This window comes from Sphingomonas sp. Sphisp66 (genome assembly GCF_047324325.1).
Classification (GTDB): domain Bacteria; phylum Pseudomonadota; class Alphaproteobacteria; order Sphingomonadales; family Sphingomonadaceae; genus Sphingomonas.
This window is the reverse complement of the sequence record NZ_CP168508.1, coordinates 2,757,679-2,783,097: the sequence shown is the minus strand read 5'-3', so window position 1 is coordinate 2,783,097 and position 25,419 is coordinate 2,757,679. Positions and strand designations below refer to the sequence as shown.

15 protein-coding genes are annotated in these 25,419 nt (G+C 67.4%); 6 read left to right on the top strand and 9 right to left on the bottom strand.

The genetic code is table 11. The annotated features are described in order from the left end of the window. Positions 1-21 precede the first annotated feature (21 nt). The gene (locus ACEN8G_RS12930; protein WP_413415840.1) at positions 22-1,482 is read left to right on the top strand and encodes a PLP-dependent aminotransferase family protein; all 1,461 of its coding nucleotides are present in this window, start codon (positions 22-24) and stop codon (positions 1,480-1,482) included. Here the strand turns inward: ACEN8G_RS12930 and ACEN8G_RS12925 are convergent. The 3 genes from ACEN8G_RS12925 to ACEN8G_RS12915 are packed head-to-tail and all read right to left on the bottom strand — an operon-like array spanning position 1,475 to position 8,086. Further along, complete coding sequence (locus ACEN8G_RS12925) at positions 1,475-2,959, bottom strand: amidohydrolase (protein ID WP_413415839.1); 1,485 nt, start codon at positions 2,957-2,959, stop codon at positions 1,475-1,477. The two genes, ACEN8G_RS12930 and ACEN8G_RS12925, sit on opposite strands and share 8 nt — an antisense overlap. A gap of 16 nt (positions 2,960-2,975) precedes the next feature. After that, complete coding sequence (ggt, locus tag ACEN8G_RS12920) at positions 2,976-4,709, bottom strand: gamma-glutamyltransferase (protein WP_413415838.1); 1,734 nt, start codon at positions 4,707-4,709, stop codon at positions 2,976-2,978. Then, on the bottom strand, positions 4,709-8,086 hold the full coding sequence (locus ACEN8G_RS12915; RefSeq protein ID WP_413415837.1) for a TonB-dependent receptor: 3,378 nt from the start codon (positions 8,084-8,086) through the stop codon (positions 4,709-4,711). The genes ggt and ACEN8G_RS12915 overlap by 1 nt, the downstream gene beginning before the upstream one ends. A 212-nt stretch (positions 8,087-8,298) precedes the next feature. On the opposite strand from ACEN8G_RS12915, the gene ACEN8G_RS12910 reads away from it, so the two are divergent. The 4 genes from ACEN8G_RS12910 (at position 8,299) to ACEN8G_RS12895 (ending at position 13,840) form a co-directional block, all read left to right on the top strand. Next, a complete protein-coding gene (locus ACEN8G_RS12910; RefSeq protein ID WP_413415836.1) occupies positions 8,299-8,805 on the top strand; it encodes an RNA polymerase sigma factor in 507 nt (168 codons plus the stop codon). Further along, positions 8,802-9,716, top strand: coding sequence for a FecR family protein (locus ACEN8G_RS12905; protein ID WP_413415835.1), 915 nt, complete (start codon positions 8,802-8,804; stop codon positions 9,714-9,716). Before ACEN8G_RS12910 ends, ACEN8G_RS12905 begins: the two co-directional genes overlap by 4 nt. A gap of 243 nt (positions 9,717-9,959) precedes the next feature. Continuing rightward, a complete protein-coding gene (locus ACEN8G_RS12900; RefSeq protein ID WP_413415834.1) occupies positions 9,960-12,971 on the top strand; it encodes a carboxypeptidase regulatory-like domain-containing protein in 3,012 nt (1,003 codons plus the stop codon). Between the two features lie 101 nt (positions 12,972-13,072). After that, entirely contained in the window at positions 13,073-13,840 is a 768-nt protein-coding gene (locus tag ACEN8G_RS12895; protein ID WP_413415241.1) for a DeoR/GlpR family DNA-binding transcription regulator, read from the top strand. Here ACEN8G_RS12895 and ACEN8G_RS12890 read toward each other — a convergent pair. The 3 genes from ACEN8G_RS12890 to ACEN8G_RS12880 all read right to left on the bottom strand — a co-directional run bounded on the left by ACEN8G_RS12890 (position 13,816) and on the right by ACEN8G_RS12880 (position 18,153). Further along, the gene (locus ACEN8G_RS12890; RefSeq protein ID WP_413415240.1) at positions 13,816-15,162 is read right to left on the bottom strand and encodes an MFS transporter; all 1,347 of its coding nucleotides are present in this window, start codon (positions 15,160-15,162) and stop codon (positions 13,816-13,818) included. The two genes, ACEN8G_RS12895 and ACEN8G_RS12890, sit on opposite strands and share 25 nt — an antisense overlap. A 108-nt stretch (positions 15,163-15,270) precedes the next feature. Continuing rightward, positions 15,271-17,328: a phosphocholine-specific phospholipase C gene (locus tag ACEN8G_RS12885; RefSeq protein ID WP_413415239.1), complete on the bottom strand. Its 2,058-nt coding sequence runs from the start codon at positions 17,326-17,328 to the stop codon at positions 15,271-15,273. 153 nt (positions 17,329-17,481) lie between these two features. Continuing rightward, positions 17,482-18,153: a Crp/Fnr family transcriptional regulator gene (locus ACEN8G_RS12880; RefSeq protein ID WP_413415238.1), complete on the bottom strand. Its 672-nt coding sequence runs from the start codon at positions 18,151-18,153 to the stop codon at positions 17,482-17,484. A 363-nt stretch (positions 18,154-18,516) separates the two neighbouring features. Here ACEN8G_RS12880 and ACEN8G_RS12875 point away from each other — a divergent pair, with 363 nt between their 5' ends. Further along, a complete protein-coding gene (locus ACEN8G_RS12875; protein ID WP_413415237.1) occupies positions 18,517-19,032 on the top strand; it encodes a hemerythrin domain-containing protein in 516 nt (171 codons plus the stop codon). A gap of 79 nt (positions 19,033-19,111) precedes the next feature. Here ACEN8G_RS12875 and ACEN8G_RS12870 read toward each other — a convergent pair whose 3' ends face one another. From ACEN8G_RS12870 to ACEN8G_RS12860, 3 genes are all read right to left on the bottom strand, one after another. Beyond that, positions 19,112-22,141, bottom strand: a complete 3,030-nt coding sequence (locus tag ACEN8G_RS12870; RefSeq protein ID WP_413415236.1) for a TonB-dependent receptor domain-containing protein — start codon at positions 22,139-22,141, stop codon at positions 19,112-19,114. Positions 22,142-22,175: 34 nt separating this feature from the next. After that, positions 22,176-23,138, bottom strand: coding sequence for a N(4)-(beta-N-acetylglucosaminyl)-L-asparaginase (locus ACEN8G_RS12865; protein ID WP_413415235.1), 963 nt, complete (start codon positions 23,136-23,138; stop codon positions 22,176-22,178). A 359-nt stretch (positions 23,139-23,497) separates the two neighbouring features. Continuing rightward, positions 23,498-25,417 (bottom strand): alpha-L-fucosidase, encoded by a 1,920-nt coding sequence (locus tag ACEN8G_RS12860; RefSeq protein WP_413415234.1) that lies wholly within the window; start codon positions 25,415-25,417, stop codon positions 23,498-23,500. Positions 25,418-25,419 lie beyond the last annotated feature (2 nt).

Here is a 25,419-nt window from a genome sequence, read left to right as displayed (position 1 = left end):
ATTTTATGATAGTGGCATTGCATGGATGCGATATCGCTCAAGGCTGGCTCGCTCTCCCGTTTGCTCGGGCAATGGCGCGGTGCGGACAGCGCGGATGCCGCGTACCGACTGCTCGCCCGCGCGCTGCGGCTGCTGATCCTGGACGGCCGGGTGGGGCTGGGCGTGCGGCTGCCGGGCGAGCGCGAGCTGGCCGAGGTGCTGGGGGTCAGCCGGACGACGCTGACCGCCGCCTATGGGCAGCTGCGCGACGAAGGCTATCTGCTGAGCCGGCGGGGATCGGGGAGCGTCACGCACCTGCCCGGCGGTCGCGCGGCGGCGAGCGAGGTCGCCGATATGGGCGAGGGCGATTCCTTCATCGACTGGACAGCGGCGGCGCTGCCGGCGCCGGCGGGGCTGTGGCAGGCCTATGAGGAGGCGCTGCAGCGGCTGCCGGCCTGGCTCTCGGGCATCGGCTATGATGCGCTGGGCCTGCCCGAGCTGCGCGAGGCGATCGCGCGCGACTATGCCCGGCGCGGCTGCCCGACCCGGCCCGAGCAGATCATCGTGACGAGCGGCGCGCAGAACGGGCTCACGCTCGCCTTGCGCGCCCTGACCGGACCAGGCGACCGGGTCGCGGTCGATCATCCGACCTATCACAACGCGCTGGGCGCGATCCTGCGCAACAGCTGCCAGCCGGTGCCGATAAGCCTGCCGGAAACCGGCTGGGACCTCGAGGCGATGGAGGCGGTGTTCCGCCAGACCGGGCCGCGCCTCGCCTATCTGCTGCCCGATTTCCACAATCCCACCGGCCGGCTGATGGACGCGGCGAGCCGGCAAGCGCTGGTGGCGATCGCCGCGCGGACGCGCACACCGCTGCTGATCGACGAGACGATGGCCGGGACCGGGTTCGGATCGCCAATGCCGGCGCCGGTCGCCGCCCACGATCCCGAGGGGCATCTGGTGCTGAGCCTCGGCTCGGTCGCCAAGCGCCATTGGGGCGGGCTGCGCGTCGGCTGGATCCGCGCCAGCGAGCAACGCATCGCCGAACTCGGCCGCCTGCGCGCGATCCTCGACATGGCGACCCCGGTGCTCGAGCAGCTTGCCGTCACGGTGCTGTTCGAGCGCGAGAGCGGCATGGGCGACCGGCCGGCGATGCTGCGGGCGCGCTGCGAGAAGCTGATCGCCCTGCTCGGCGCGGCGCTGCCGCACTGGCGCGTGCCGATGCCCGAGGGCGGGCTGGCGCTCTGGGCCGAGCTGCCGCATCCCGAGGCCTCGGCGCTGGCGGCGATGGCGCAGACCCTCGGCCTGCGCGTCGCGCCCGGTCCCCGCTTCGCCGCCGATGGCGGGTTCGAACGCTTCCTGCGCCTGCCCTTCACCCTGCCCGAGCCCGACCTCGCCCGCGCGGTCGAGCGGCTCGCCCAGGCCGAGGCGCGGCTCCACCGCCGGCCCTTCCGCGACAGCGAGAGCCCGCTGCGGCTGATCGAGGCCGAGCGCGTCATCTAGCGCTTTTGCGCTTCGTCTCCTCCCAGGCCGGGGTCGGCTTGCGATAGTCGAGCGCGGGCGTGCGGGTGCCGAGCAGCGCGTCATATTTGAAGTCGGGGCCGCGCGCCTTGTCGAGCTCGGCCCGGGCTGCCTTCAGCACCTCCGGCGAGAGGAACAGGTCGGCCCCGGTCAGCGCGATCGTCTTGGCGGCGACGGTGGCGCCCTTGAAGCCGATCGAGGAGCCCGAAGCGGCGACCGCCTGCCAGCTGTGCGCGGGGGTGCCGGGCACCCAGGTCGCGGTGCCGAGGCCGATCGTCGGCACGGTCCAGCTGATGTCGGCCACGTCGGTCGAGCCGCCCCCGTCGGGGCCGCGCTCGCGCGAGCTGGTCTGCTTCACGGAGTCGAGCGGCTTATGCGTCGGCAGGCTCTTCTGCAGCTCGGTCGCCCAGGCGATCTCCTCGGGCGTCCAGGTCTCGCCGCCGACCGCGTTGAGGTTGCTGCTCATCACCTTGGCGAGCGTCTCGCTGGCGAGCATCGAATAGACGCCGCCGGTGATCTCGTAGTCGACGCTGGTGCCCGTCGCCATCGCCGAGCCCTGCGCGGCCTTGACCACGTGCGCCCATACGTCGCGGACGATCAGCGGATCGACGTTGCGGACGTAATAATAGCTTTCGGCGAAGTCGGGCACGACATTCGGTGCCTCGCCGCCTGCGGTGATGATGTTGTGGATGCGCGTCGAGGACGGAACATGCTCGCGCATGAAGTTCACCGCGACGTCCATCACCTCGACGCCGTCGAGCGCCGAGCGGCCCTTGTCGGGCGAGGCGGCCGCATGGGCGCTGACCCCGTGGAAGCGGAACTTGCCCGAGATGTTGGCCATGCTCTTGCCGGTCGAGACGCCATTGGCGTCGCTCGGGTGCCAGTGGAGCACGGCGGAGACATCGTCGAACAGGCCGGCGCGGACGAGATAGACCTTGCCCGAGCCGCCTTCCTCGGCGGGGGAGCCATAGACGCGCAGCTCGCCCTGGACCTTGTTGGCGATCATCCACTCCCGGATCGCGATTGCCGCCTCGACGCTCGCCGCGCCGAACAGGTTGTGGCCGCAGCCATGGCCGGCAGCCTTGCCGGCGATCGCGGTCTTGGTCGGCTCGGTCGTCTGGGCGAGGCCGGGCAGGGCGTCATATTCGGCAAGGATGCCGATCACCGGGCCGCTGCCCTGCTTGAAGCTGGCGACAAAGGCGGTGGGCATGCCGGCGACGCCGGGGGTGACGGTGAAGCCGGCCTTCTTGAGCTGGGCTTGGAGCAGCCCGGAGGACTTGTTCTCCTGATAGCCGACTTCGGACCAGCCCCAGATTGCCCTGGCGGTGCTTTCCAGCTCGGGCGTGCGCTTGTCGATGCCCGCCAGGATCGCGCCGCGCTGCGCCTCGGGCACAGCCTGGGCCTGGGCGGAAGGCGGCGCGAACATGCTGGCCAGCAGCAGCGCGGTCCTGATCCTCATATCCTGCATTCTCCCCTTACTTCGCGCCGACAGCCGCGGCATCGGGCCGGCGCGTGTCGGCCGACCCCAGGAACTTGTCGCCTTCGACCATGATCGACTGGACCGATCCCATGGTGTTCGAGCTGCGCACCTTGTGCCCCTTTGCCTCGAGCAGGGGAATGATATCCGGCGAGAAACCTTCCTCCAGCTCGATCGGGCCGTCGCCGCCCGACTGGTTGATGCGCGGACGCTCGGCGGCTTCGGCGACGTTGAGGCGGTGATCGATGACGTTGGACAGCATCTGCACCATCGTCGCGATGATATAGCCCCCGCCGGGCGTGCCGGTGACCAGCCAGGGCTTGTCGTCCCGGAACACGATCATCGGCGTGATCGTCGAGCCGACGCGCTTACCCGGCACCGGCTGGGTCGCCTTGCTGTCCGAGCCGCTGCGGCCCCAGGCGAGGTTGCCGAGCGAGTTGTTGAGCAGGATGCCGGTGCCCGGCGCCACCACATGCGCGCCATAGGATGCGGAGAGGGTGTAGGTGTTGCTCACCGCATTGCCGGCGGCATCGACCACCGAGAAGTGCGTCGTGTCCTTGCTCTCCCATGGATAGGGGTTGCCGTCCGGAAGGGTCTTCGCGTCAAGCGAGGTGGCCGGCTGGATCAGCTTCGCGCGCTCCGCCGCATATTCCTTGCTCGCCAAGCCCTTGGCGGGCGTACGCCAGTCCGGGCCGCCGCCGATCAGCTTGCGGTCCGACCAGACGATCTTGAGCGTCTCGGCGAGGAGATGGAGGTTGGCGACGCTGCCCCAGCGCTGCTCGCGCACCGGGAAGCGCTCGAGGATGTTCATCGCCTCGGCGACGCTCACGCCCGAGGCGGTGGGCGGCATGTAGGCGATCGGCATGCCGCGATAGCTCGACCAGATCGGCTCGGAGATCACCGGTTGGTAGGCGGCGAGGTCATTCTCGTCGATCACGCCGCCGCCGGCCTTCATGCCTGCGGCGATCTTCCGGGCGATGGCGCCGGTATAGAAGCCGTCGCGCCCCTTGGCGGCGATCAGCTGCAGCGTCGCGGCGAGCTCGGGCTGTTTCCAGCGCTCGCCGGGGGCATAGGCGCTGCCGTCGGGCTTGAAGAACACGGCGAGGGCCGCAGCGTCGTCATGCATCGCCTTCTTTTGATCGGCGTTCGCCTGGGCCTCGTCGTCGGACAGGATCACGCCGTCGCGGGCCATGGCGATGGCGGGGGCGATCAGCGTGCCCCAGGGCAGCGCGCCGAAGCGCTTGTGCGCTTCCCACAGGCCCGCGACCGTGCCGGGGATGGCCACGCCTTTCATCGAATAGCCCTTGGCCGCATCGAACTTGCCGTTCGCTCCAATCAGCAGGTCGGGCGTCGTGTTGCGCGAAGCCTGGCCATAATAGTCGATCGCGATCGTCTGGGCGGGCTTGCCGTCCTTCGCCGCCATGTGGATCAGCATATAGCCGCCGCCGCCGACATTGCCGGCGCGGGGCAGGGTGACGGCGAGCGCGAAGGCGGTGGCGACCGCGGCATCGACTGCGTTGCCGCCCTTGCGCAGGATCGCCGCGCCGACATCGGCGGCGATCCGGTTCTGGCTGACGACCATGCCGCCGCGCCCGATTATCGGTTTGTGGATCTGGTCATAGGCGACGATGTCGCCGCCGGAGACGCGCTGGGTGGCGGGCGCCTCCGGGGCTTCCTGGGCGAAGGCCGGCGGTGCGAGCGACGCCAGCGCGAGGATCAGGGCGATCCGCATCAGAAGCTCGCCCGCATATTGGCGTACCAGTAGCGGCCATAGGGGCTGTAGAGCGAGCCGAGGAAGCCGCTGGAGCTGAGCGGCGGCCCTTCGTTGGTGAGGTTGCGCACGCCGATGCGCAGGCGGTAGCGGCCGCCATTGTCACGCTTGCCGACGGTGACCTGGCCATAGAGGTTGAAGGTCATCCGGTCCTCGATCAGCCAGGCGGCGCCGGCGGAATCGAGCAGGCCGGTATCGTCGACATCGCTAGTGTACTGGGTGAAGCCGCCGATCTGGAACGCGCCCTTCTCCCAGGTGATCGAGCCGGTGACCTTCCAGCGCGGCTTGCCGTTCTGGCGGACGAGGTCGCCGGCGTCCGCGATGTTGGTGCCGGCGTTGATCGTCCCCGCATCGCGCGCGGCGATCAGCTTCTGGATCGGCGGCGAGGGCTCGAGGAAGAACTTGTCGAGATAGGCGGCATTGGCGTTGAGGCTGATCTTGCCTGCGCCGAAGTCCGGCAGGCGCCAGTTGAGGCCCAGATCGACGCCTGCGACTTCCTGCGGCAGCAGGTTGACGTACTTGTCGTTGACGTAGAGCACGCGACCGACGGGGGTGAGGCCCGTTCCGGCGAACAGCGCATTGTCCTCCGCAGTGGGTGCGGCGCGGATCACGTTCGGGTCGCTAGACCCCTGCACGCGCAGCAGATAGTCGTTGATCAGCGCATTGCCCTCACCGAACAGGCCGACGATCCCCTTCTGGTCGACATGCCAGTAATCGGCGGTGAAGGTGATCCGGCCGATCGCGGAATCGAGGAAGTGCGGCTCCAGCACCACGCCGACGGTCCACGTCTTGGACTGTTCGGGCTTCAGGTCCGGATTGCCCGAGCGCCGCGCGGTGGTGGCGAAGCCCTGCGAGCAATTGGCAAAGCTGGTGATCGCGCCGGTGCGCAGCTGCGCCTCGCAGCGGACATAGTCGGTGCGGGTGTTCGAGCGGGTGACCAAAGTGGCGTTGATCTGCTCGAGGTTCGGCGCCTTGAAGCCCTCGGCATAGGAACCACGCACGCGGATGCCGCGGACGATGTCCCAGGCGGCGGCGACCTTCGGCTTGGCCACCGAGCCGACGTCCGAATAATGCTCGAAGCGGCCGGCGAGCTGCAGCTCGATGTTGCGGACCAGCGGGATGTGCATCTCTGGCGAGACGACCGGGACGGCGAATTCGAGATAGGCGGCGGCGACGGTGCGGCGGCCGCTGGTGTCGGGCGAGGGGCTGGTGCCGATCAGGTCCGATCCGTTGACCGCGCCGGTGATCGAGTCGGTGAACTGGATCGTGCCGTCGACCCGGGCATCGCGATCGTCATTCTGCGTCTCGCGGCGCACTTCGCCGCCGATTGCCATGCCGACATTGCCGCCGGGCAGGCTGAACAGCTGGGTGGTCGAGCCCTTGATGTCCCACATCGCCAGCGTCGATTTGCTGACCCGGGTGGTCTTCACCTTGACCGCGTTGATCGCGGCCAGGCTGCTCGGCGTGTTGTCGCCGCCGCTCGGCGGGGTGATGCCGCTGCCGTTGAACGGGTTGTACGCGTCCGGCGTGGTCAGGTTGATCTGGCGCTGGAGCAGCGTCTGGCTGATGCCGTCCGACGTGTCGCGCACCCGCGCTTCCGAATAGAGCGCGGCGCTTTCCCACTGCAGGCCCAGCAGGTTGAAGCGCAGGCCGGCGAGCAGGCGGTACTGGGTGTTGAGCACATCGACATGGTTGGGGCCGACATCGGCGAAATTGTAGCTCGACAGGGTGATCGCCTGGCCAGCCGCGGCGGCGTTGATGCCGGGCAGGCGGTTCGGGCTGCCGGTCGGGCCGAACGGATTGTAATAGGCGTTGGCCGCGATGGTCAGCGGGCCGGAGGATAGCGTGCCGGTCGAGGCCTGCAGGCTGTCGCTCTTGCCGTTGTAATAGCCGGCTTCGCCGAACAGCTCGACGCCGCCGCCCAGCTCGTAATGGCCGTTCAGGAACAGGTTGATGCGGCGGATGTTCGGCGTGACGTTGGTGTTGAAGGCGAGCGGCGCATCGAAGCGCAGGTCGCGGATGCCAGCTGCCGAGCTGGTGCCGGTGGCGACGCAATTGGTGCCGTTTATGATGCCGGCACTACCCGCCGGACAGCCGGTGAAGCTGGTCGGCTGGATGTGGAACTGGCCCGAGGTGTTGGTGAGCGCGGTCGTGCCCTGGCGGACGACGACATTGCCGACCGTCTGGAACGAACCCCAGGGAGTGATCGTGGAGCGGCCGTCGAGCGAGGTCGAGCCGTCGAAGCGGGTACCGGCGAACAGCGAGCGCAGGTCGTTGGTGCGGGTATAGTCGAAGTCGCTGGCCATCACGCCGTCGCGCTTGTCGTAGCTGGCGAACAAAGTGATGTTGCCGCGGTCGCCCAGATTGCGGCCGGCGAGCAGGTGGGTGTTGGTCTCGAACAAGCTCGAGCCTTCGCCCCAGCCGACCTGGCCTTCGAGCTCGACGCCGTTGTAATCGGTCTTCAGCACGGTGTTGACCACGCCGGCGACTGCGTCCGAGCCATAGATGGCGGCGGCGCCGTCGCGCAGCACTTCCATGCGCTCAAGGCCGAAGACGGGGATGGCGTTGGTGTTGACCGTCAGTACCGGCACCAGATTGTCGTCGGCGCGGCTGGTCGGGTGGTTGACCACGCGGCGGCCATTGAGCAGCACCAGCGTGTTGCCGACGCCGAGGTTGCGCAGGTTGATCGAGCCGACATCGCCGCGCGCCGAGTTCGAGCTGTTGGGCAGATAGGAGCTGTTGAAGCTGACATCGCCGAGCTGCGGGATCGAGCGGAACAGCTCGTCGCCCGAAGTCGCGCCCGTGGCGCCGATCTGGGCCTCGTCGACCACGGTGACGGGAAGGGCGGCGGTCACCTTGCTGCCGCGGATCTGCGAGCCGACCACGACGATTTCCGCCGGCGCCGATTCGTCGCCGTTCACTGCCTGCTCGACGGCGGCAGTCTCGGCTGCGGCCTGCTGGTCGCCGGTCGGCGTGGAGGCGGGCGCCTCCTGGTAGAGCGCGACGGGGCGGACGCCCGGCTGGGCGTCGCTCTTCGGCATCACGCGCACGCTGTTCGGGCCGGTGAAGCGATAGGTGTAGCGGCTGTTGGCGAGCAGCAGGTCGAGCGCGTCGCGGATCGTGTAGCGGCCCTCGAGCTTCGGCGCCTTGAGCCGGGCGATCGCAGGGTCGGTGAAGACCAGCTGGACGCCCGTCTGCTGGGCGACCTGCATCAGCGCGGTGTCGAGGCGCCCGCCCGGCAGGTGGATCTCGTGGCGTACGGTCTCACGGGCCTGGGCGGCGGCCGGGACCGCGGCGAAGGCGGCGACGGTAACGAGAAGAAGCTGGCGTTTTTTCATGGAAATCGATCCCCCTGAATCGATGCCTGGACGCGGCAATCACGGTTTATGACGCGGGCAAGTCACAACCGCGAACCGAAGCGGATCAAATTTTTTCGGGTGTTGCACGATTGCACGGTTCGCCTTTGCCATTGTTGCGCGTCATGGCAGGAGGAAATTGCGCAGGGCGCGCGACGGGGGAGATGCGGGCTTTGGCCGCCGGACGACCTGGAATGCTACAGGCTCCCGATGACGGGCACGGCGCGTTCGATGCCTATCGGGCGGCGTTGCGTGCGTTCGTCGCGCGCCGGGTCGACGATGCGGCCGAGGTCGAGGATTTGGTGCAGGAGGCGTGCGCCCGGCTGGTCGCCAGCGCGCGCGAGCGCACCGTCGACGAGCCCCGGGCCTATCTCTTCCGCATCGCCGCGAACCTGATCGCGGATCGGCACCGCCGGGCGCTGCCGGTGGTGCCGCTCAGCCCCGAGATCGATCCGCCGGTACGCCCGGCACAGGAGGATCGGCGGCGGGTGGCGGATCTTCAGGCTGCGCTCGAGGCTGCGCTCGACGAACTGTCGCCGCGCTGCCGCGAGGTGTTCGTGATGCGTCGCTTCGACGAGCGCGGCACCGGCGAGATCGCCCGCGCGCTCGGCATCTCGCCGCGCATGGTGCAGAAGCACCTGACCCACGCGGTCGCGCATCTCTACGACCGGCTTGCGCATCTCATGGAGCGCGGCGCATGAGCAAGCGCGATCTCGGCAAGCGCGCGCCTGCGGTGTTCGAGACTTTCCTCGATGGCCGAGATGCGCACCTGCATCCGGACGACCGTGCGGAGGCATCCGAATTCTGGAACTGGCTCGGCGAGTTCGAGCGTCCGGGGCGGGCGCCGGTGCGGCAGCGGCGGGCCTGGGCGGGCCCGGCGCTCGCTGCGTCAGTTGCGGCACTGGCGGTGTTCGGCGGGGCAGTGTGGATGACGCACCCGCAGCCCGCGCACGAGGCGGTGCAGAGCGTCGCGACCGGCCATGCCGAGCGCCGCCGCATCGCGTTCAGCGACGGATCGGTGGTGACGCTGGCGGCCGACAGCCGGGTGGACGTCGCCTATGTCGCGAAGGAGCGCCGCCTGCGGCTCGTCTCGGGCGAGGCGCTGTTCAAGGTCGCGCATGACAAGAGCCGGCCCTTCGTGGTCGAGACCCGCCATGGCGAGGTCGTCGCGGTCGGCACGATGTTCGATGTCAGCGTCGGCAAGGGCGAGGCGGAGGTCACGGTCGTCGAGGGGGTGGTACGCGTCGCCCTGTCCGAATCCGGCCGGCCGGGCGCCGCCGAGCCGATCGAGAAGCTCGCGCGCAAGGGCGAGCGGCTGTCTTTCGGTGTCGCCATGGGCGCGCGCGGCAATACCGGCTTCATCCGCCAGGCCGCGGATATCGACGCCGACAGCGCGGTCGCCTGGACGCGTGGCCGCCTCGTCTTCCAAGGCGAGCCGCTGAGCGAGGTCATCGCCGAGGTGAACCGCTATGCGAAGGATCGGCTGGTGCTGACCGATCCGCGCGCCGCCGACATCCCGGTCTATGGCGTGGTGAACCAGGGGGATACCGCGGCGATCCGCGACCTCATTGCCAATCCGCGCGCCGTGGCGGTCGAATCGCGCACGCCCTGACGCGTATCCGAAAATAGAGGTTCCTCACGCGGATCGTGCTGCGATGCGAGGCTAGTCGTGCGCGGCAGGAGGAAGCGTTCGGCCATCAAAGTCCGGTATATGTGGGGAAATGTTCGCTGATTGCGGGAATTTGTGAATTTATTGCCCGATTGTCACAAAAACTCCACGGCGCCGGCATAGTGCCCCGGCTGCGGCACGGTAACCCGCCGGTCGCGGCTATTTCGATCACCATTGGGGGTTCCAATGCTCCGCCACACGCGACTTTCGTCGCGCGCAGCCCTGCGCGCGCTGTTGATGCTCAGCACCACGGTTCCGGCCGTGATCCTCACCGCCCCGTCCGCGCACGCGCAGGACTATACCAACATCGCGGCCTCGGGCCGGGTGACCGCCGAGGACGGCACGCCGCTCGCCGGCGCCGAGGTGAAGATCACTTCGTCCGACAAGGGCGTAAGCCGTTCGGTGATGACCGATTCCAGCGGCGCCTATACCTTCCCGCAGCTCACCCCCGGCAATTATGATTTCACCGTCTCCGCGGACGGCTACACCACCTATAGCGAGAGCGCGATCGCGCTGACCCGCGAGACCGGCGGCGCCAATAGCTTCCGCCTGGCACCGGCTGCGCAAGGCAACGAGATCGTCGTCACCGGTTCGCGCCAGCGCACCGCGGACTTCCAGGACACCACCGTCGGCGCGACGATCAACCTCGCCTCGCTCACCCAGCGCGTGCCGATCGGCCGCTCGCTGCGCGACGTGATGCTGCTGACCCCGGGCACGGTGCAGGGCAGCTCGCCCTCGAACGGCGGCTTCGCCAACCAGGTCTCTGTCGCCGGCGCGGCCTTCACCGAGAACGCCTTCTTCATCAACGGCCTGAATGTCACCGACTTCGTCTCGGGCGGCCAGCCGACCGAAGTGCCGTTCGACTTCTACGAGACCGTCGAAGTGAAGACCGGCGGCGCCCCCGCCGAGTTCGGCCGCGCGACCGGCGGCTATGTCGTCGCCACCACCAAGTCGGGCTCGAACCAATATCATGCCAGCGTCACCGGCCTGTGGGAGCCGAACGACCTTCGCAGCACCTCGCCCTCGACCCGCACCACGGACTATCGCCATGCCACGGCGAGCCGGCAGGAGCTGATCCTCCAGGCGAGCGGCCCGATCATCAAGGATCACCTGTTCGTCTACGGCCTCTACAATTTCCGCAACATCCGCTCGATGACGCCGTCGGCGAACCAGAACAACGCGACCAGCTCGGTCAACACCAGCCCGTTCTGGGGCGGCAAGGTGGACGCCTATATCACCGGCGATCATCACCTCGAATTCACCTATTTCGACACCACCAACGAAACCCGCAACCGCAGCCAGAACTGGGACCGCACCAATTTCACGCTGGGCGGCAAGACCGGCGGCACCGATGCCCGCTCGGGCGGCGCCAACTATGTCGGCCGCTATACCGGCACCATCACGCCCTGGCTTACCGTGTCTGGCGCGTACGGCGTCAACAAGCTGCGCTCGGGCAATGTGCCGCTCGACATCACCAACCCGCAGGTGACCGATTACCGGACCGATCCGGCCGGCATCCAGATCGGCCTGAACAAGGTGACCGACGCGTACAGCAAGACCGACAACGAGCGCGAATTCTATCGCGGCGATGTCGACCTGCAGTTCCACCTGCTCGGCAGCCACCATGTCCGCGTCGGCTACGACCATGAGAAGGACACGCAGGTCCAGAATTTCGAGACGATCGGCGGCGGCGCGTTCAAGATCTACACCGTCACCGCGGAATCGGCGGCGCGGATCGGCCAGGCGGTCGGCACGCAATATTACACCACCCGCGTCTATGCCCAGAACGGCACCGCGCACGTCCGCAACGAAGCCTTCTACATCCAGGACCAGTGGTCGCTGTTCGACAACCGGCTGCGCCTCGACCTTGGCCTGCGCAACGACCGCTTCAGCAACCAGGGCGTGAACGGCAAGTCCTTCTTCGAATCGGGCAACCTCTGGGCACCGCGCGTCGGCGCCTCGTTCGATCCGCTGGGCGACGGGCGCACCAAGATCTTCGGATCCTATGCGCAATATTACCTGCCCATGGCCGGCGACATCAACCTGAACGTCGCGGGCAGCCTGGTGACCTATACCCGGTACAACTTCTTCACCGGCACCAGCGGCGCGGGCAACATCCCGACCAGCGGCGCGCCGATCCTGACAGTGGCCAACACCACGGCCTGCCCGGACACCAAGGTGAACAATTGCGAGGTCTCGGCCGACGGTTCGGCGTTCAACCCCTCGGGCGCGATCGCCAGCAACATCAAGCCGCAGTCGGACAATGAGTTCATCTTCGGCGCCGAGCACCAGTTCGCCGACCATGTCCGCATCGGCGCCTATTTCACCCATCGCCGGCTCAAGGACGTGATCGAGGACATCTCGGTCGACATCGGCGCCCGCGCCTATTGCATGAGTAAGGGTTTCACGGCGGCGCAGTGCCAGGCGTCGTTCCCGGGCGGCCGCCAGTTCGTCATCGCCAATCCGGGCCGCGACGTGACCGTGCAGCTCGCTTCGCTGCCGGATGGCTCGACTCCGACGGTGACGCTGAAGGCGTCCGACCTCGGCTATCCCAAGCCGAGCCGCAACTATGACGCGGTGACGCTCACCTTCGATCGCACCTTCGACCAGAAGTGGAGCCTTTCGGCTTCGTACACGCTCGCGTTCAACAAGGGCAATTACGAGGGTGGCGTCCGCTCGGAGAACGGCCAGCTCGCGATCAACCGCACCGCGGACTTCGACTCGCCGGGCTTCGTCAACGGCGCCTATGGCTATCTGCCCAGCGATCGCCGGCACAACTTCAAGGCCTATGGCAGCTATCGCCTGAACGACATCCTCGATCTGGGTGCCAATGCCGTGGTCCAGTCGCCGCAGCATTACAGCTGCATCGGCGCAGTGCCGCTCACTGTCGATCCCTATGCCAACACCTATCACGGCTATGGCTATTATTGTCAGGGCAAGCTGATCCCGCGCGGCACCGCGTTCAACGGCGACTGGCGTACCCAGATCGACGTCAGCGCGTCGCTCCGCCTGCCGCTGCCGTACAGCGTGGATGCTTCGATCCGCGTCGACATCTTCAACCTGCTGAACAGCAAGTCGGTGACGTCGTACAACAATTTCGGCGAGCAGGGGGATGGCTCGACCAACCCCGATTACCGTTCGCCGGTCAATTACCAGGCGCCGCGCTCGATGCGGCTCACCGCCCGCCTCGGCTTTTGAGGCTGGTTCGCGGGGGCGGGTTCCCGCCGGCCCCGGCACATCCTGCTTGCAAAATCACCGGCGACCAGCATGTCTCGCGGCGGAGCCGGTGGAGACCCGCCATGGAGGGGACGATAGAGAAGAGATCACAGCGCCAGCGCGAGATCATGTCGCGACTGCGCAGCGGACGGACATTGTCGGTGACTGCGCTCGCGACGGACCTTGCCGTTTCGGACGAGACGATCCGCCGCGAGTTGCGCGCGCTCGAGGATCACGGCGTGATCATCCGCGAGCATGGCGGCGCGCGCATCGCCACGCCGGTGCTCGAGGGGCCCCTCCACCAGCGCATGGAGGAGAATGCGGACGCCAAGCTGCGCATCGCCCGCGCGGCGGCCGAGCTGGTGCCCGATGGCGGCATCGTGTTCATCGATTCCGGCACGACGAGCTGCTTCATAGCCCGCCAGCTGGTCGAGCGGCGCTCGCTGACCGTCATCACCAACTCGCTGCGCGTGGCGAGCGACCTGGGCGGCATCAACAACAACCGCCTGTTCCTCGCCGCCGGGCAGATGGACTATGACTATCGTGCCTTTTCCGATCACACGGCGCAGGACTATGTCCGCGGCTTCACCCCGCATCTCTCCATCCTCTCGGTGGGCGGGATCAGCCTCGATCGCGGGCTGATGGACTTCCATCCGGGCGAGGCGGAGATGAGCCGGATCGCCTATGCCACCTCGAAGCAGGTGCTGCTGGCGGCGGACTCGTCGAAGTTCGGGCGCTATGCCCTGATCCAGACGGCGGCGCTGAGCGATGTCGATATCCTCGTCACCGACAAGCCGCTCGACGCGGATTTCGCCAGCGCCTTCGCTCACGCCGAGGTGGTTGTCGCCTGACGGCTGCGGGCGGCGCGCAGCAAGGGCAGGCCGGCGGCCAGCATCAGCAGCCCGCCGGCCCCCGCGACGCCGGCGTGGAGCAGCCAGAACTGGTCGATCGCCATGCGCTCGTAGAAGACGCCGCTGAAGCCGACCCACAGGCTGGCGAAGAAGCCGTGCAGGTAGAACAGCCCCATCCACAGGCCGACCAGCCGGCCGGGGGCGATGCCGGCGATGAGGCTGAGGCCCGAAGGCCAGATCAGCACGATCGCCGCGTCGATCAGCAACAGGTAGCAGAGCGCCCAGGGCAGGCTCAGTGCCGCGCCGCCGCTGGTCGCCACGCCGAATGCGAGGACCAGATAGCCGGCAGCGCAGAACAGGCAGCCGAGCAGGATCTGCGTCACCGCGCTGATCGCGATGCCGCGCCGCTCGAGCGCGCGCATCGCCCATTGCGACAGTGCGATCAGCGCCAGGGTGAGAGCGCCATCTAGCGAGAGGAACCAGGCGACCGGCATCGCCCATCCGCCCAGCTTCAGGTCGACATGGCCGCGCGCCCAGACGAGGAAGATGTTGCTGAGCTGGTCATAGGCCGAATAGCAGAAATAGACCGCGACCAGTGCGACGATCAGCAGGGCCGTGGCGATCAGCGGATCGGTCCGCGCGCCGGACCGGTCGGTCGCCTTGTCCGCCGGGTCCGGCTCGGTAGCGCTTCGTGCGTAGAAGATCAGACCGATCATCAAGGCGAGCGCGGCGGCGGCGATCGCATAGGCGGGGCCGGCAAACATGGCTATCGTGCCACACACCAGCGGTCCACAGATGATGCCGGCATTGAGGAAGCCGAGATAGAGCGCATAGCCGCGCCGCCGCTGCGCCTCGTCCCGGAACAGCAGCCCGACCTGTGCCGAGAGGTTGCCCTTGAGCAGGCCGGTGCCGATCGCGAAGGGGATCAGGCCGAGGAGAAAACTGCTATCGATTAGCATTAGTATAAGGCCGAGCAGCATCAGGGCGCCGCCGATGCCCACCATCCGCCGCCGGCTGCCGACCAGGTCGCCGACCAGCCCGCCGATCGGGACGGCCAGATAGATCAGCGCATTGGCGTAGCCATAGAGCTGCGAGGCGAGGCCGGTGGTGGAGACCTGCCCGAACAATGCCGCGCTCGCATCGCGGATGGCGGTCGCGCCGAGCACGCGCGACAGGTCGCCGGCGAGCACGTGGTCGACCAGGATCAGCACGAGGAGCGACTTCATGCCGGACATGGCGAAGCGCTCCCAGAACTCCATCGCCGCCAGGGCGAGGAAGCGCGCGCTGAATAGGTTTTCGTCCGTCGCCGCGCCCGATTCCATCACGCCCGCCCTTGTCGAGCGGTGCCCCTAGGCGCGCTTCGCAACAGGCGTATGACAATGGGATGGCACCGCATGAGATCCCGGCTTTCGCCGGGATGACGGTTTTTGTCAGGCCGGATGCGGGAAGGGGGCGGCGGGCTCGCTGGTGCCGGGCTGGCCGGTCTCGACATGGCCGGCCAGCCGCAGCCGGGTCTCTGCGGGACCGGTGACCAGCAGGTCGTACCAGCGATGCTCGGGCAGGGTGACCGGCAGCTGCGCCTCGGCACCGACCGCGACGGTCGCCTGCTGGCGGGTGCCGCTATGCGCGCAGTGGCTCGCGAGCGTCACCGGCTCGCTGCCGCGGTTCGCCAGGTGCAGCGTGCCGGCATTGCCCTGCCAGGCGACCGCCGCCTCGATCCGCGACGTGCCGTCTCCGCGAAGCTCGCGCTGGAAGCCGTTGGGGCCGCGCACCACCAGCGCGTGCGGCCGGTCGCGGCGAAGCGGCCAGGTCTCTTCCAGCCGCGAGTTCGCCGCGACGGTGAAATAGCGCCAGCCAGGGAAGGCGGTTTCGTCCTGCACGCCGAAGACGATGCCGGTCGGGCTGTCATTGACGAAGCGCAGCGTGAGGCCGGTGTCGGTCCAGACCGGCTCGACGTCCAGGCGATAGGGCAGGGCGCGGGCGGGGCGGGTGCCCGGCTCCTGCACGGGCACGCTCTTGCTGGTGGCGATCTTGGGCGGCGGCGCCGTCTTGCAGAGCTTCTCGGTCTCTTCGACATAGCTCGCGACCGAGGGCAGCGCTGCTGCCCAGCGCGTGTCGAGCCGGGCCTTGAGCGGCACGTCGAAGTCGAACATCGTGGTCAGGTCGCCGCATACCGAGCGGCGCCAGGGCGAGATATTGGGCTCGGCCACGCCGAAGCGCTTCTCGAGGAAGCGCAGCACCGAAGTATGGTCGAACAGCTGCGAATTGACCCAGCCGCCGCGCGTCCAGGGCGAGATCACCATCATCGGTACGCGCGGCCCGAGGCCGACCGGCTCGCCCTGATAGGTCTCGCTGCGCACATCGACATTGCTCGCGCCATATTGCGGTGCGATCGCCGGCATCGGCGCGGGGATATGGTCGAAGAAGCCGTCATTCTCGTCATAGTTGAGGATGAAGGCGGTCTTGGCCCAGACCTTGGGATTGGCGGCGAGCGCGGCGATCAGGCTCGAGACCAGCACTTCGCCGAACGGCACCGGCGCGTCGGGATGCTCGCTCATCTCCATCATGGGGACGATCCACGAGACGGCGGGCAGGCGATCGGCGGCAACGTCCGCGGCGAAGGCGGCGATCAGGTGCTTCGCCTGGGTCTTTTCGGGGTTCTTCGGCGCGACGCCGTCGATCCAGTCGACATAGGCGCGACCGCGCTTGTACAGCGACGAGGCGCGGTCGAGCTTGCGGAACTCCTTGAAATAGCCGAGCGGATTGTCCGAATAATTGGCGATCTCCTGATAGAGCTTCCAGGAGATGCCCGCCTCTTCAAGACGGCCGGCATAGCTGCGCCAGGGCAGGCCCTCACTGTCGTCGTCCTTGGCCATGTCGGCGCCCGGATTGGGATCGGTGCCGCCATTGGTGACGCAATATTCGCCTTCCTGGCCGACGCTCAGGCCGTTGGTGCCGCTGAAATGATAGAGGCGGTTCGGGCCGGTCGGGCCCTGCAGCGAGCAGTGATAGCTGTCGCAGATGGTGAACTGGTCGGCGAGGGCATAATAATAGGGGATGTCCTCGCGGGTCAGGTGCGCCATGGTCAGCGGGCCCTTCTGGTCCGCCCAGACGTCCCAGTTGCGCCAGCGCGCCTGGCTGTCCTTCCAGCTATGGTCGAGCCCGGTGAAGCAGCGCGCGTTGCTGCTGGTATAGTCGAGCCGGAAGGGCCAGGCGATCTGGCCGCCATCGCGATCGGTGCGGCGCTGCGCCCAGACCGGCTTGCCGCCGGGCAGCGAGACCGGGCGCGGATCGGCAAAGCCGCGGACGCCGCGCAGCGTGCCGAAATAATGGTCGAAGGAGCGGTTCTCCTGCATCAGGATCACGACATGCTCGATGTCCTGGATCGATCCGCCCTTGGCCGAACGCGCCAGGCCGTTCGCGGCGACGCCTTCCGCGGCTGCGACGCCCGAGGCACCCAGGATGAAGCTCCTGCGATCGATCGCCATGTTCCCGCTCCCACTCCATTTCGACTACGCGCTACGCGACTTGCCGGCGGCAAGCGCGGTCGTCGCTAGGCGCGCTATGTGCAAGAGATGTGACGAAAAGCGAAGTCCGACTAATTTTTGAGTAATGCGGTCAGAATTTCCACATTCCTGGGCTCAGGCCTGGCCAGGCGCGGGATGGAGCCAGGCCGGATTGCGGATCCATTCGCGGCGGGGCATGCCCGAGAACTCGCGCAGCCGCTCCGGATCAAATGTATAGTCATATTGGCGGCGGACGATCAGCCCGGCCGACAGGAGCTGCCGCAGGATCCGATTCACATGCACCGAGGTGATGCCGAGCAGGTCGGCGAAGTCCTCCTGGGTAAGCGGCACATGCAGCGAGACGGTGCCGGTAGCGGGACCGGCGAGGCGATCGTGCAGCTGGAGCAGCAGCGCGGCGAAGCGCTGCGCGGCGGGGGTGCGGCCGACGGCGGCAAGGCGGTCCGAGAGCATCACCCGTTCCTGCTGCGAGCTCAGGAACAACGACGCCATCAGCCGCGGCGCCTCCGCCTGCAGCACGCCGAATGCCGAGAGCGGCACCGGCGCCACCGTGACCGGCGTGGCCGCGCTGAGCGTCTCCATCGCGCGCGGCAGCACGATGCTGGGCGCGCCGAGGATATCGCCGGGCAGGTGCACCTTCAGGATCTGGCGCTGGCCGTTCGGCAGCTCGACACTGCTGAACGCCCAGCCGCGCAGGAGCACGAACACGCCCTGCACCTTGTCCCCGCTCCGGCGTATCCGGGCATGGCGCGACAGGTCCTGCACCGGGCCGCGCAGTTGCTCGAACATTGCGAGCTCTTCTTCCGACAGGTCGAAAAATTCCAGAAGACGCCCCCGCGGCACGCTATTCAAACAGCCTTCCCCCCAAGCATCGGCGCGCGCCCAATAGGTGCCGCATTCGATTACGCCTGGCGCAATAACCAACTCAACGGGGCTAACCCCAACATATGTAAGGGTTTTGTTGGATTTCACGCGCGTTGGCCGGTCGGCGCGGGGCAATGTGCCTAACCTATGTTTTGCCTTGCCGGCGGGCGGGGCTGGCCGCGCGGCGGTTCGCGCCCGGACACGAACGAAGGGCTGAGAGTCGTTCGCAGCAGGAACCGGGGTAAAATGCGGCGCTTTGCAGCCATGGAGCAAACACGGAGAATTTCCATGGCCGACCAGGAGTTTACCGATGCGATCGCGTTGCTGAAGGCCGATCACCGCACGGTCGAGACGCTGTTCGAGCAATATGAGAAGACCACTGGATCGGCGGCGAAGAAGAAGCTCGCGCACCGGATCTGCGTGGAGCTCAAGATCCATACGACGCTCGAGGAGGAGATCTTCTACCCTGCGTATCGCGGCAAGATCGAGGACGACCTGCTCGACGAAGCCTATGTCGAGCATGACGGCGCGAAGGTGCTGATCAATGATATCGAGGCGGGCAGCCCCGAGGAGGATTTCTACGACGCCAAGGTCAAGGTGCTGTCGGAGGAGATCACGCATCACGTCCATGAGGAGGAGATGCGCGGCGAGGGCATGTTCGCCCAGTGCCGCAAGGGCGAGGAGGTCGATCTGGTGGCGCTGCGCGACCAGATGCTCGCGCGCAAGCAGGAGTTGATGGCCCAGGAGGAAGCGGGCGGGCTGCCGCCGGCCGAGCCCAAGGCGGTCCGGCTGCAACCGGCCTGACCGAAAGCGTTTCAGCAGGCAAAGAAAAGGGCCCGCTTTCAGGAGAAAGCGGGCCCAGTTTTTCTGAGGAAGTGTGGGATCAGAAGTTGATGGTCGTGCCGAACGCGACCTGGCGGCCGAGCGAGTCGTAGCGCGCGGAGATCGTGTTCGCGCGCGACAGGCCGATGTCATACGAGTTCGGCATCACCGGCGGCGTCTTGTCGAGGATGTTGTTCGCCGCAATGCGGAACGAGAAGCCCTTCTGCACGCGGAAGTTCAGCGCCAGATCGAAATAGTCATAGGCGTCGATCCGGTAGAAGGTCGAGCGGACATCCGCGGGCGTCGCACCGAGGACCGTCTCGCCCGAGTTGGACGTGCGGGTCAGCGGACCCAGGTGGCGCCAGTTCAGCGAGGCGCTGAAGAACTGGTCCGCCGTGGTCCAGGTGCCGCGCAGGTTGTGCGTCCACTTGGCGATGAACTGGCTGCAGCCGGCACCGCCATAATAGCCCACGCAGTTGCGCTCGGCGAGGAACGACGCGTCCTGCGCGCCGGCCAGGGTGGTCAGCGTGCCGGCGAAGTCGAAGTCGAGGCGGCCGGCGCCGCCGAGCGGCAGCGCGTACTGGGCCTGGAAGTCCCAGCCATGCGCCTTGCTCTTGTAGTAGTTGGTCGTGCCCTGGCGGATATAACCGGTGGCCGGGTTGCTCGTCGGATTGCTGAAGAGCGTGCCGTCCGCGTTGCGCACGAACATGCTGCAGAAGAACTTGTCCGCAGTCGCCAGGCAGCCCTGCGAGAAGTAGCTGTAGTCATTGTAGCCGATCGACTGGTTGAGATCGATCAGATAGCGGTCGGCCGATACGACCAAGCCCGGCAGGAACCGCGGCTTCAGCACGACGCCGAAGGTCTTGGTGTAGGCCGTTTCCGGATCGACGGTGAAGCCGCCGGCACGATAGGTGCAGCCCACATCGGTCGGGCAGAGCAGGGTCGTGCTGTTGTAGAGGTTGCTGGCAAGGCCGGTGGCCGAGCAGGCCTCACGCGATGCCCGGGGCGGGCCGTAGACCGGAACCGGCTGGCCGGAGACCGGATCGATATCGGTGCGGATCAGGGTCGGCGCACACGGATCGCCATAGGCGGTGGTGATCCGGCCATAGCTGACGTTCGAGCCCTGGAAGCTCTCGACCACGGTCGGCGCGCGCTGGGCGCGGTTGATCGAGGCGCGGAAGGTGATGTCCCGGATCGGCGCCCAGACCGCCTCGGCCTTCCAGGTCGAGAAGGTGTCCGGATTGCTGCTGTACTTCGACACGCGGTACGCGCCATTGAACTGGAGCAGGTTGGCGAAGGGCTTGTGCTCGATGATCGGCGCCTGGAGCTCGACATTGCCCTCCCAGACATGCTGGGCGAGGAAGCGGTCGGCATCGTTGCTGACCGTCTGACGCCAGATGTCGTCGGCATGGCTCTTGAGCTGGTCCTCGCGATATTCGACGCCGAACGCGATCGCCAGGCCCTGGTCCGCCCAGGGGCTCTTGATGCCATAGGTGCCGAGATCGCCCTGGACGGTCGCAATGCCGTTGTAGAGCGTGTTGGTCGTGGTCGAGGTGCCGTAGGTGCCGGCGATCAGATAGTTGAACAGCGTCGAGTTGTTGGTCGCCGAATTGGCGCTGAACGGATCGAAGGGCACGCAGCCGTTCGCGGCATCGTTGGCGCAGCTGATCACGCCGTTGTTGCTGACCACGTCGAGCGCGTTGTTGACCCGGCTGTAGAGCGGGCCGGCCCAGCTGATGGCTTGCTCGTTGCGGGAATAGACGCCGCCGATGTCGTAGCTCCAGCCCTGGGCGAAGGTGCCGCGGAGGCCGCCGGTGATGCGCAGGCCCTCATTGGCGTAGCGATCCTCGAGATCGGGCACGCCGGTCATGCGGTAGCGCAGCTCGATCGGCACGAAGGTGCTGGTGCCAGCCGAGGCGCCGCAGATCGCGGTGGCCTGGGCGGCCGACATGTACGGGTTGTTGCAGCGGACCTGATAGGGGCCGTCGTCATAGGCAGTCGAGCTGTAGACGCGGGCCGGGAAGACGTTGGCCGACTTGTCGCGGAACCACATCGCGTTGGCATAGACTTCGACCGCGTCCGAGATCTCGAACGACGCGAAGCCGCCGGCGTTCCAGCGCTCGCTGCGGCGCTGGAAGGAATAGCCGTCATACGGGTTCGCGGCGAGCGCCGTCGAATAGGGCACGAAGGTGCGGGTGCCGTTCGGGTTGTTCAGATAGGCGTTGCCGGCGTTCGGGCCGCTCTGCGGCGAGACATAGCCATAGCCGGTGTAGCTCGAGATCGAGCAGGTGAGCGGGCCGTCCTTGGTGCCTTCGACCAGCTGGCAGCCCGAGGTCTCGCGGGCGCTGTAGGGGACGAGGTCCGCCTTGCGATAATCGACATAGGCCGAGACGTGCATGCGGCCGTCGAAGAACTTCTTGCCGGCGGTGAGCGACAGGTCGACACGGCCGCCATCGGTGGTCAGGCCCTGGGCGGGCTGGGCGAAGCCGTAATTCTTGGCGACCTGCGAGACGAGGCCCGCCTTGTTCTCGTGCGCGTAGAAATTATAGTTGGCGTTTGCCTGGATGCCCTCGAAGTTGTTGTCGAGGATGAAGTTGACGACGCCGGCGACGGCGTCCGAGCCATAGACGGCCGAGGCGCCGCCGGTCAGTACGTCGACGCGCGAGACCAGCGCGGTCGGGATCATGTTGGCGTCGAGGCCGTTCATCGTGCCGAGGCGCTTGCCGTCGACCAGGATCAGGGTGCGCTCGAAGCCGAGGTTGCGCAGCTTGATGCGCTGGCGGCCATCCGAATCCTGATAGTTCTGCTGGCTGTCCGGCGCGACCGAGGGGATGCGGTTCAGCACTTCCTCGATGTTCACCGCCGCTTGGGCGCGGATCGCTTCCGAGGTGACCGAGGTGATCGGCGAGGCGGCGGCCGCGTTCGGACGGGTGATGCGGCTGCCGGTGACGATGATCGCGCCGCTGTCCTGCGAGGCGGTGGTGGTCGCCTCGGCGCCGGTGTCCTGCTGTGCTTCCTGCGCCATGGCCGGCGTCGCGAGCAGCACTGCGAAACAGGTCGAACTCAGCAGCAGTGCATTGAACTTCTTCATTACTTCCCCCTAGAAATCAGGAAATGGGTTAGGGTCACTTGGCGGCCGCGGGCTTTTTTAAGCTCTCGCAGGCCCGGATTTGCGTTCGTCCCGCAAGGTCGGTCACGGCAAAGGTGAAGCCGGGCTGGAGCGCGAAGGCGCCGACCTGGCCATGATGGTCGATGGCGAGGAAGCCGACCTGCGCATCGCGCACGGCGTCTCCGCGGAGCTTGGCGATGTGCAGCACGGCCTCGCGGCAGGCGGCCTGGGGCGACATGCCGGCGCGCATCGAGGAGACCACGCGGGCCGAGCCGGCGATGCGGGTGACTTCCTCGCCGACGCCGGTGGCGGTTGCCGCGCCGATACCTGCCTCGACGAACAGGCCCGAGCCCGATTGCGGGGAATCGCCGACCCGGCCGCGCAGCTTGAACGCCATGCCCGAGGTGGTGCAGGCACCGGCCAGACGCCCGTCGGGGCCGCAGGCGACGATGCCGATCGTGTCATGGTCGAGCGCGGTCCCGCGCATGTTCTCGCTATTGGCGACCGGCTTGTACTTCGCCGTCTTCAGCCATTCGCGCCACGCTGCCTCGGCCTCGGGGGTGAGCAGCTTGGTCTGTTCGAATCCTTCGGAGATCGCGAACTGGCGGGCGCCCTCGCCGACCAGGAAGGTGTGGGGGGTCTTCTCCATCACCCGGCGCGCGACCGAGATCGGGTGCATGAAATCCTCGAGCGCGGCGACCGCGCCGACGTTGCCGCGATCGTCCATCAGGATCGCGTCGAGCGTCACATGGCCGTCGCGATCCGGATAGCCGCCATAGCCGACCGAGTGATTCTCGGGATCCGCCTCGGGAACGCGGGCGCCGGCCTCGACCGCGTCTAGCAGGCTGCCGGTCTTCTTCCACTGGGCGAAGGCGGCCTTATTGGCTGCGGCGCCGAAGTCCCAGGTCGAGAGGATCAGGGCGCGTTCGCCTGGTCGGGCGAGGGCCGAGGGAGTCGCGGCAAGGGCTGCGCCGCCCATGCCCAGTGCCATTGCTCTCCGACGCGAAGTTTCCATCACAGCCAACCCCGAATGCGAGCGCCGAAGGGCGCCTGCGGATGGTTCGGATCGTCACGGAGACGTCCTTGCCTTGTCGTAGGATTGTCATAGGTGAAATATCACTTCAATACCAAAATCGTACTTGGTGTTATCGTTTCCGGATAATTCGCATACCAGTTGCATAATTACGTCACCGGCAACGGGAGCGCAGGGCGAACGCCTCCCTCGCCGCCAACGGGCGACGGGGGAATTTGTTGCGATGAGGGGCGACGTGGCCTGGGGCCGTGGCGTCAGGCGACCCCACCCCGGCACCTTGCCGGAGTGGGATCGAGAGCGCGCGATCAGCGCGCGGGCAGGAAGCCGCCGATGCCGGCGATGGCCAGCCGCCCGGCGGGGACGGCGGTTTCCGCGAAGGTCAGGCGCAGATAGCGCGCAGTGCGGGTCCGGGTGAAGGCGATGCGCTGGGTCGAGAGCGCATAGGCGATGTTGGAGAACTCCCCGGTGGCCGCCGGTTCCCAATTGGTCCCATCGACGCTGGTCTCGGCGGCATAGCCGCGGGGCGGTGCCGCGCCGGTCATCACCTGGCGCGACGGGGTGAGGCTGAAGCCGGCCAGCGCGGTCGGCGCGCCGAGGTCGAGGGTGACGCGCGCCGGAGCGGCCGGCGTCGGGCTGGGCTGCACCCAGATCGTGCCCGCTTCATTGTCGAGCAGCTTCCCGGCACCGGGGGCGCTCGCCTCGACGACCTTCCACTTGGTGACGTCGAGTACGGTCGGGTCGGTCGAGACGATCGCGGGCACGGACACCGGCGCGACCGAGGCGAACAGTGCGAACTCGCTGATCGCCGGGCAGGCGGGCGCCTCGAGGATGCGCAGGCGCACGCGGCGCGGGGCGATCGGGGCGGGGAGACGGATCACCCGCTGGGCCGAGATGCACTCGTGCTCGGCCAGCGTCTTCCACGTGCCATCCAACTCGGCATCGACCGCGAAACGCGTCACCCGCACGCCGAGCGGAAGATACTCGCGTAGCCGGATCACGTCGAAGCGCGTGCCGGGCTTGAGGTCGAGCGTCAGGACCGGCGTGGTCGCCCGGTCGGGCGTGGTCCAATAGGTCTCGCGATTGCCGTCGAGCACGCGCGCCGCCGCGAAACCCGGACGGGTGTGACTGGCATGCGCCACCGCGCCGCGAGCCAGGTCCTTCGCGAAGGTCGCGCGGATCGCGTCGCCATAGGACTTCAGGATCTTGAAGTCCTGGTCGGGAATGCGGCCGCGGCGATCGGGCGGTACGTTGAGGTTGAGGTTGGTCCCGCGTCCGACCGACTCGTCATAGAGGCGGATCAGCCGTTCCGGGCTCTTCACCTTGGAGTCCTCGTCCGAATGGTAGAACCAGCCCGGGCGGATCGAGACGTCCGTCTCGGCCGGCCACCAGATCGCGCCGCCGCGCACCCCGGCATTGCCGTTCTTCTGGTCATAGGGCTCGTTGGGCATGGTCGGCCAGCAGGGATCGCCGGCGACGCCGTCCTCATTGCCCACCCAGCGGATGTCGGCGCCGAGCGGATCGAAGGTGCAGGCATTGGGCTGCAGCTTGTGGACCAATGCGACGATCGACGGCCAGTCATAGTAACGCGGCGCATCGATCTTCCGCGCCTCGCGCGCGCCGCCATAATAGCCGTCGCCGCCATTGGCGCCGTCGAACCAGACCTCGAACAGGTCGCCATAGCGGGTGCACAGCTCGGTCAGCTGCGCGCGGTAATAGGTGACATAGGCCGGGCGGCCATATTCGGCGTGGTTACGGTCCCAGGGCGACAGATATAGGCCGAAGGGCAGCTTCGCGCGGCGGCAGGCATCGGCCATCTCGCGGACGATGTCGCCCTTGCCATTCTTGTAGGGGCTGTTGCGGATGCAATGCTCGGTGAGCAGGGTCGGCCAGAGGCAGAAGCCGTCATGATGCTTGGCGGTGAGGATCAGCCCCTCGAGCCCGCCGGCCTTGACCGCCGCGACGATCTGGTCGGCGTCGAAGTCGCTCGGATTGAACAGCGTCGGGCTCTCGTCGCCGAAACCCCATTCCTTGTCGGTGAAGGTGTTGATCGAGAAATGGACGAAGGCGTACTGCTCGCGCCCGTGCCAGCGCCACTGGCGCGGGCTGGGCGTGGCGCCGAAGGGCTTCGGCGTGTTGGCCGGCGCGGCGGCCTGGACGGGGACGGCGGGCAGCGCGCCGGCGGCAAGGCCGGTGGCGAGCAGGGTGCGCCGGGACAGATCGGTCATCA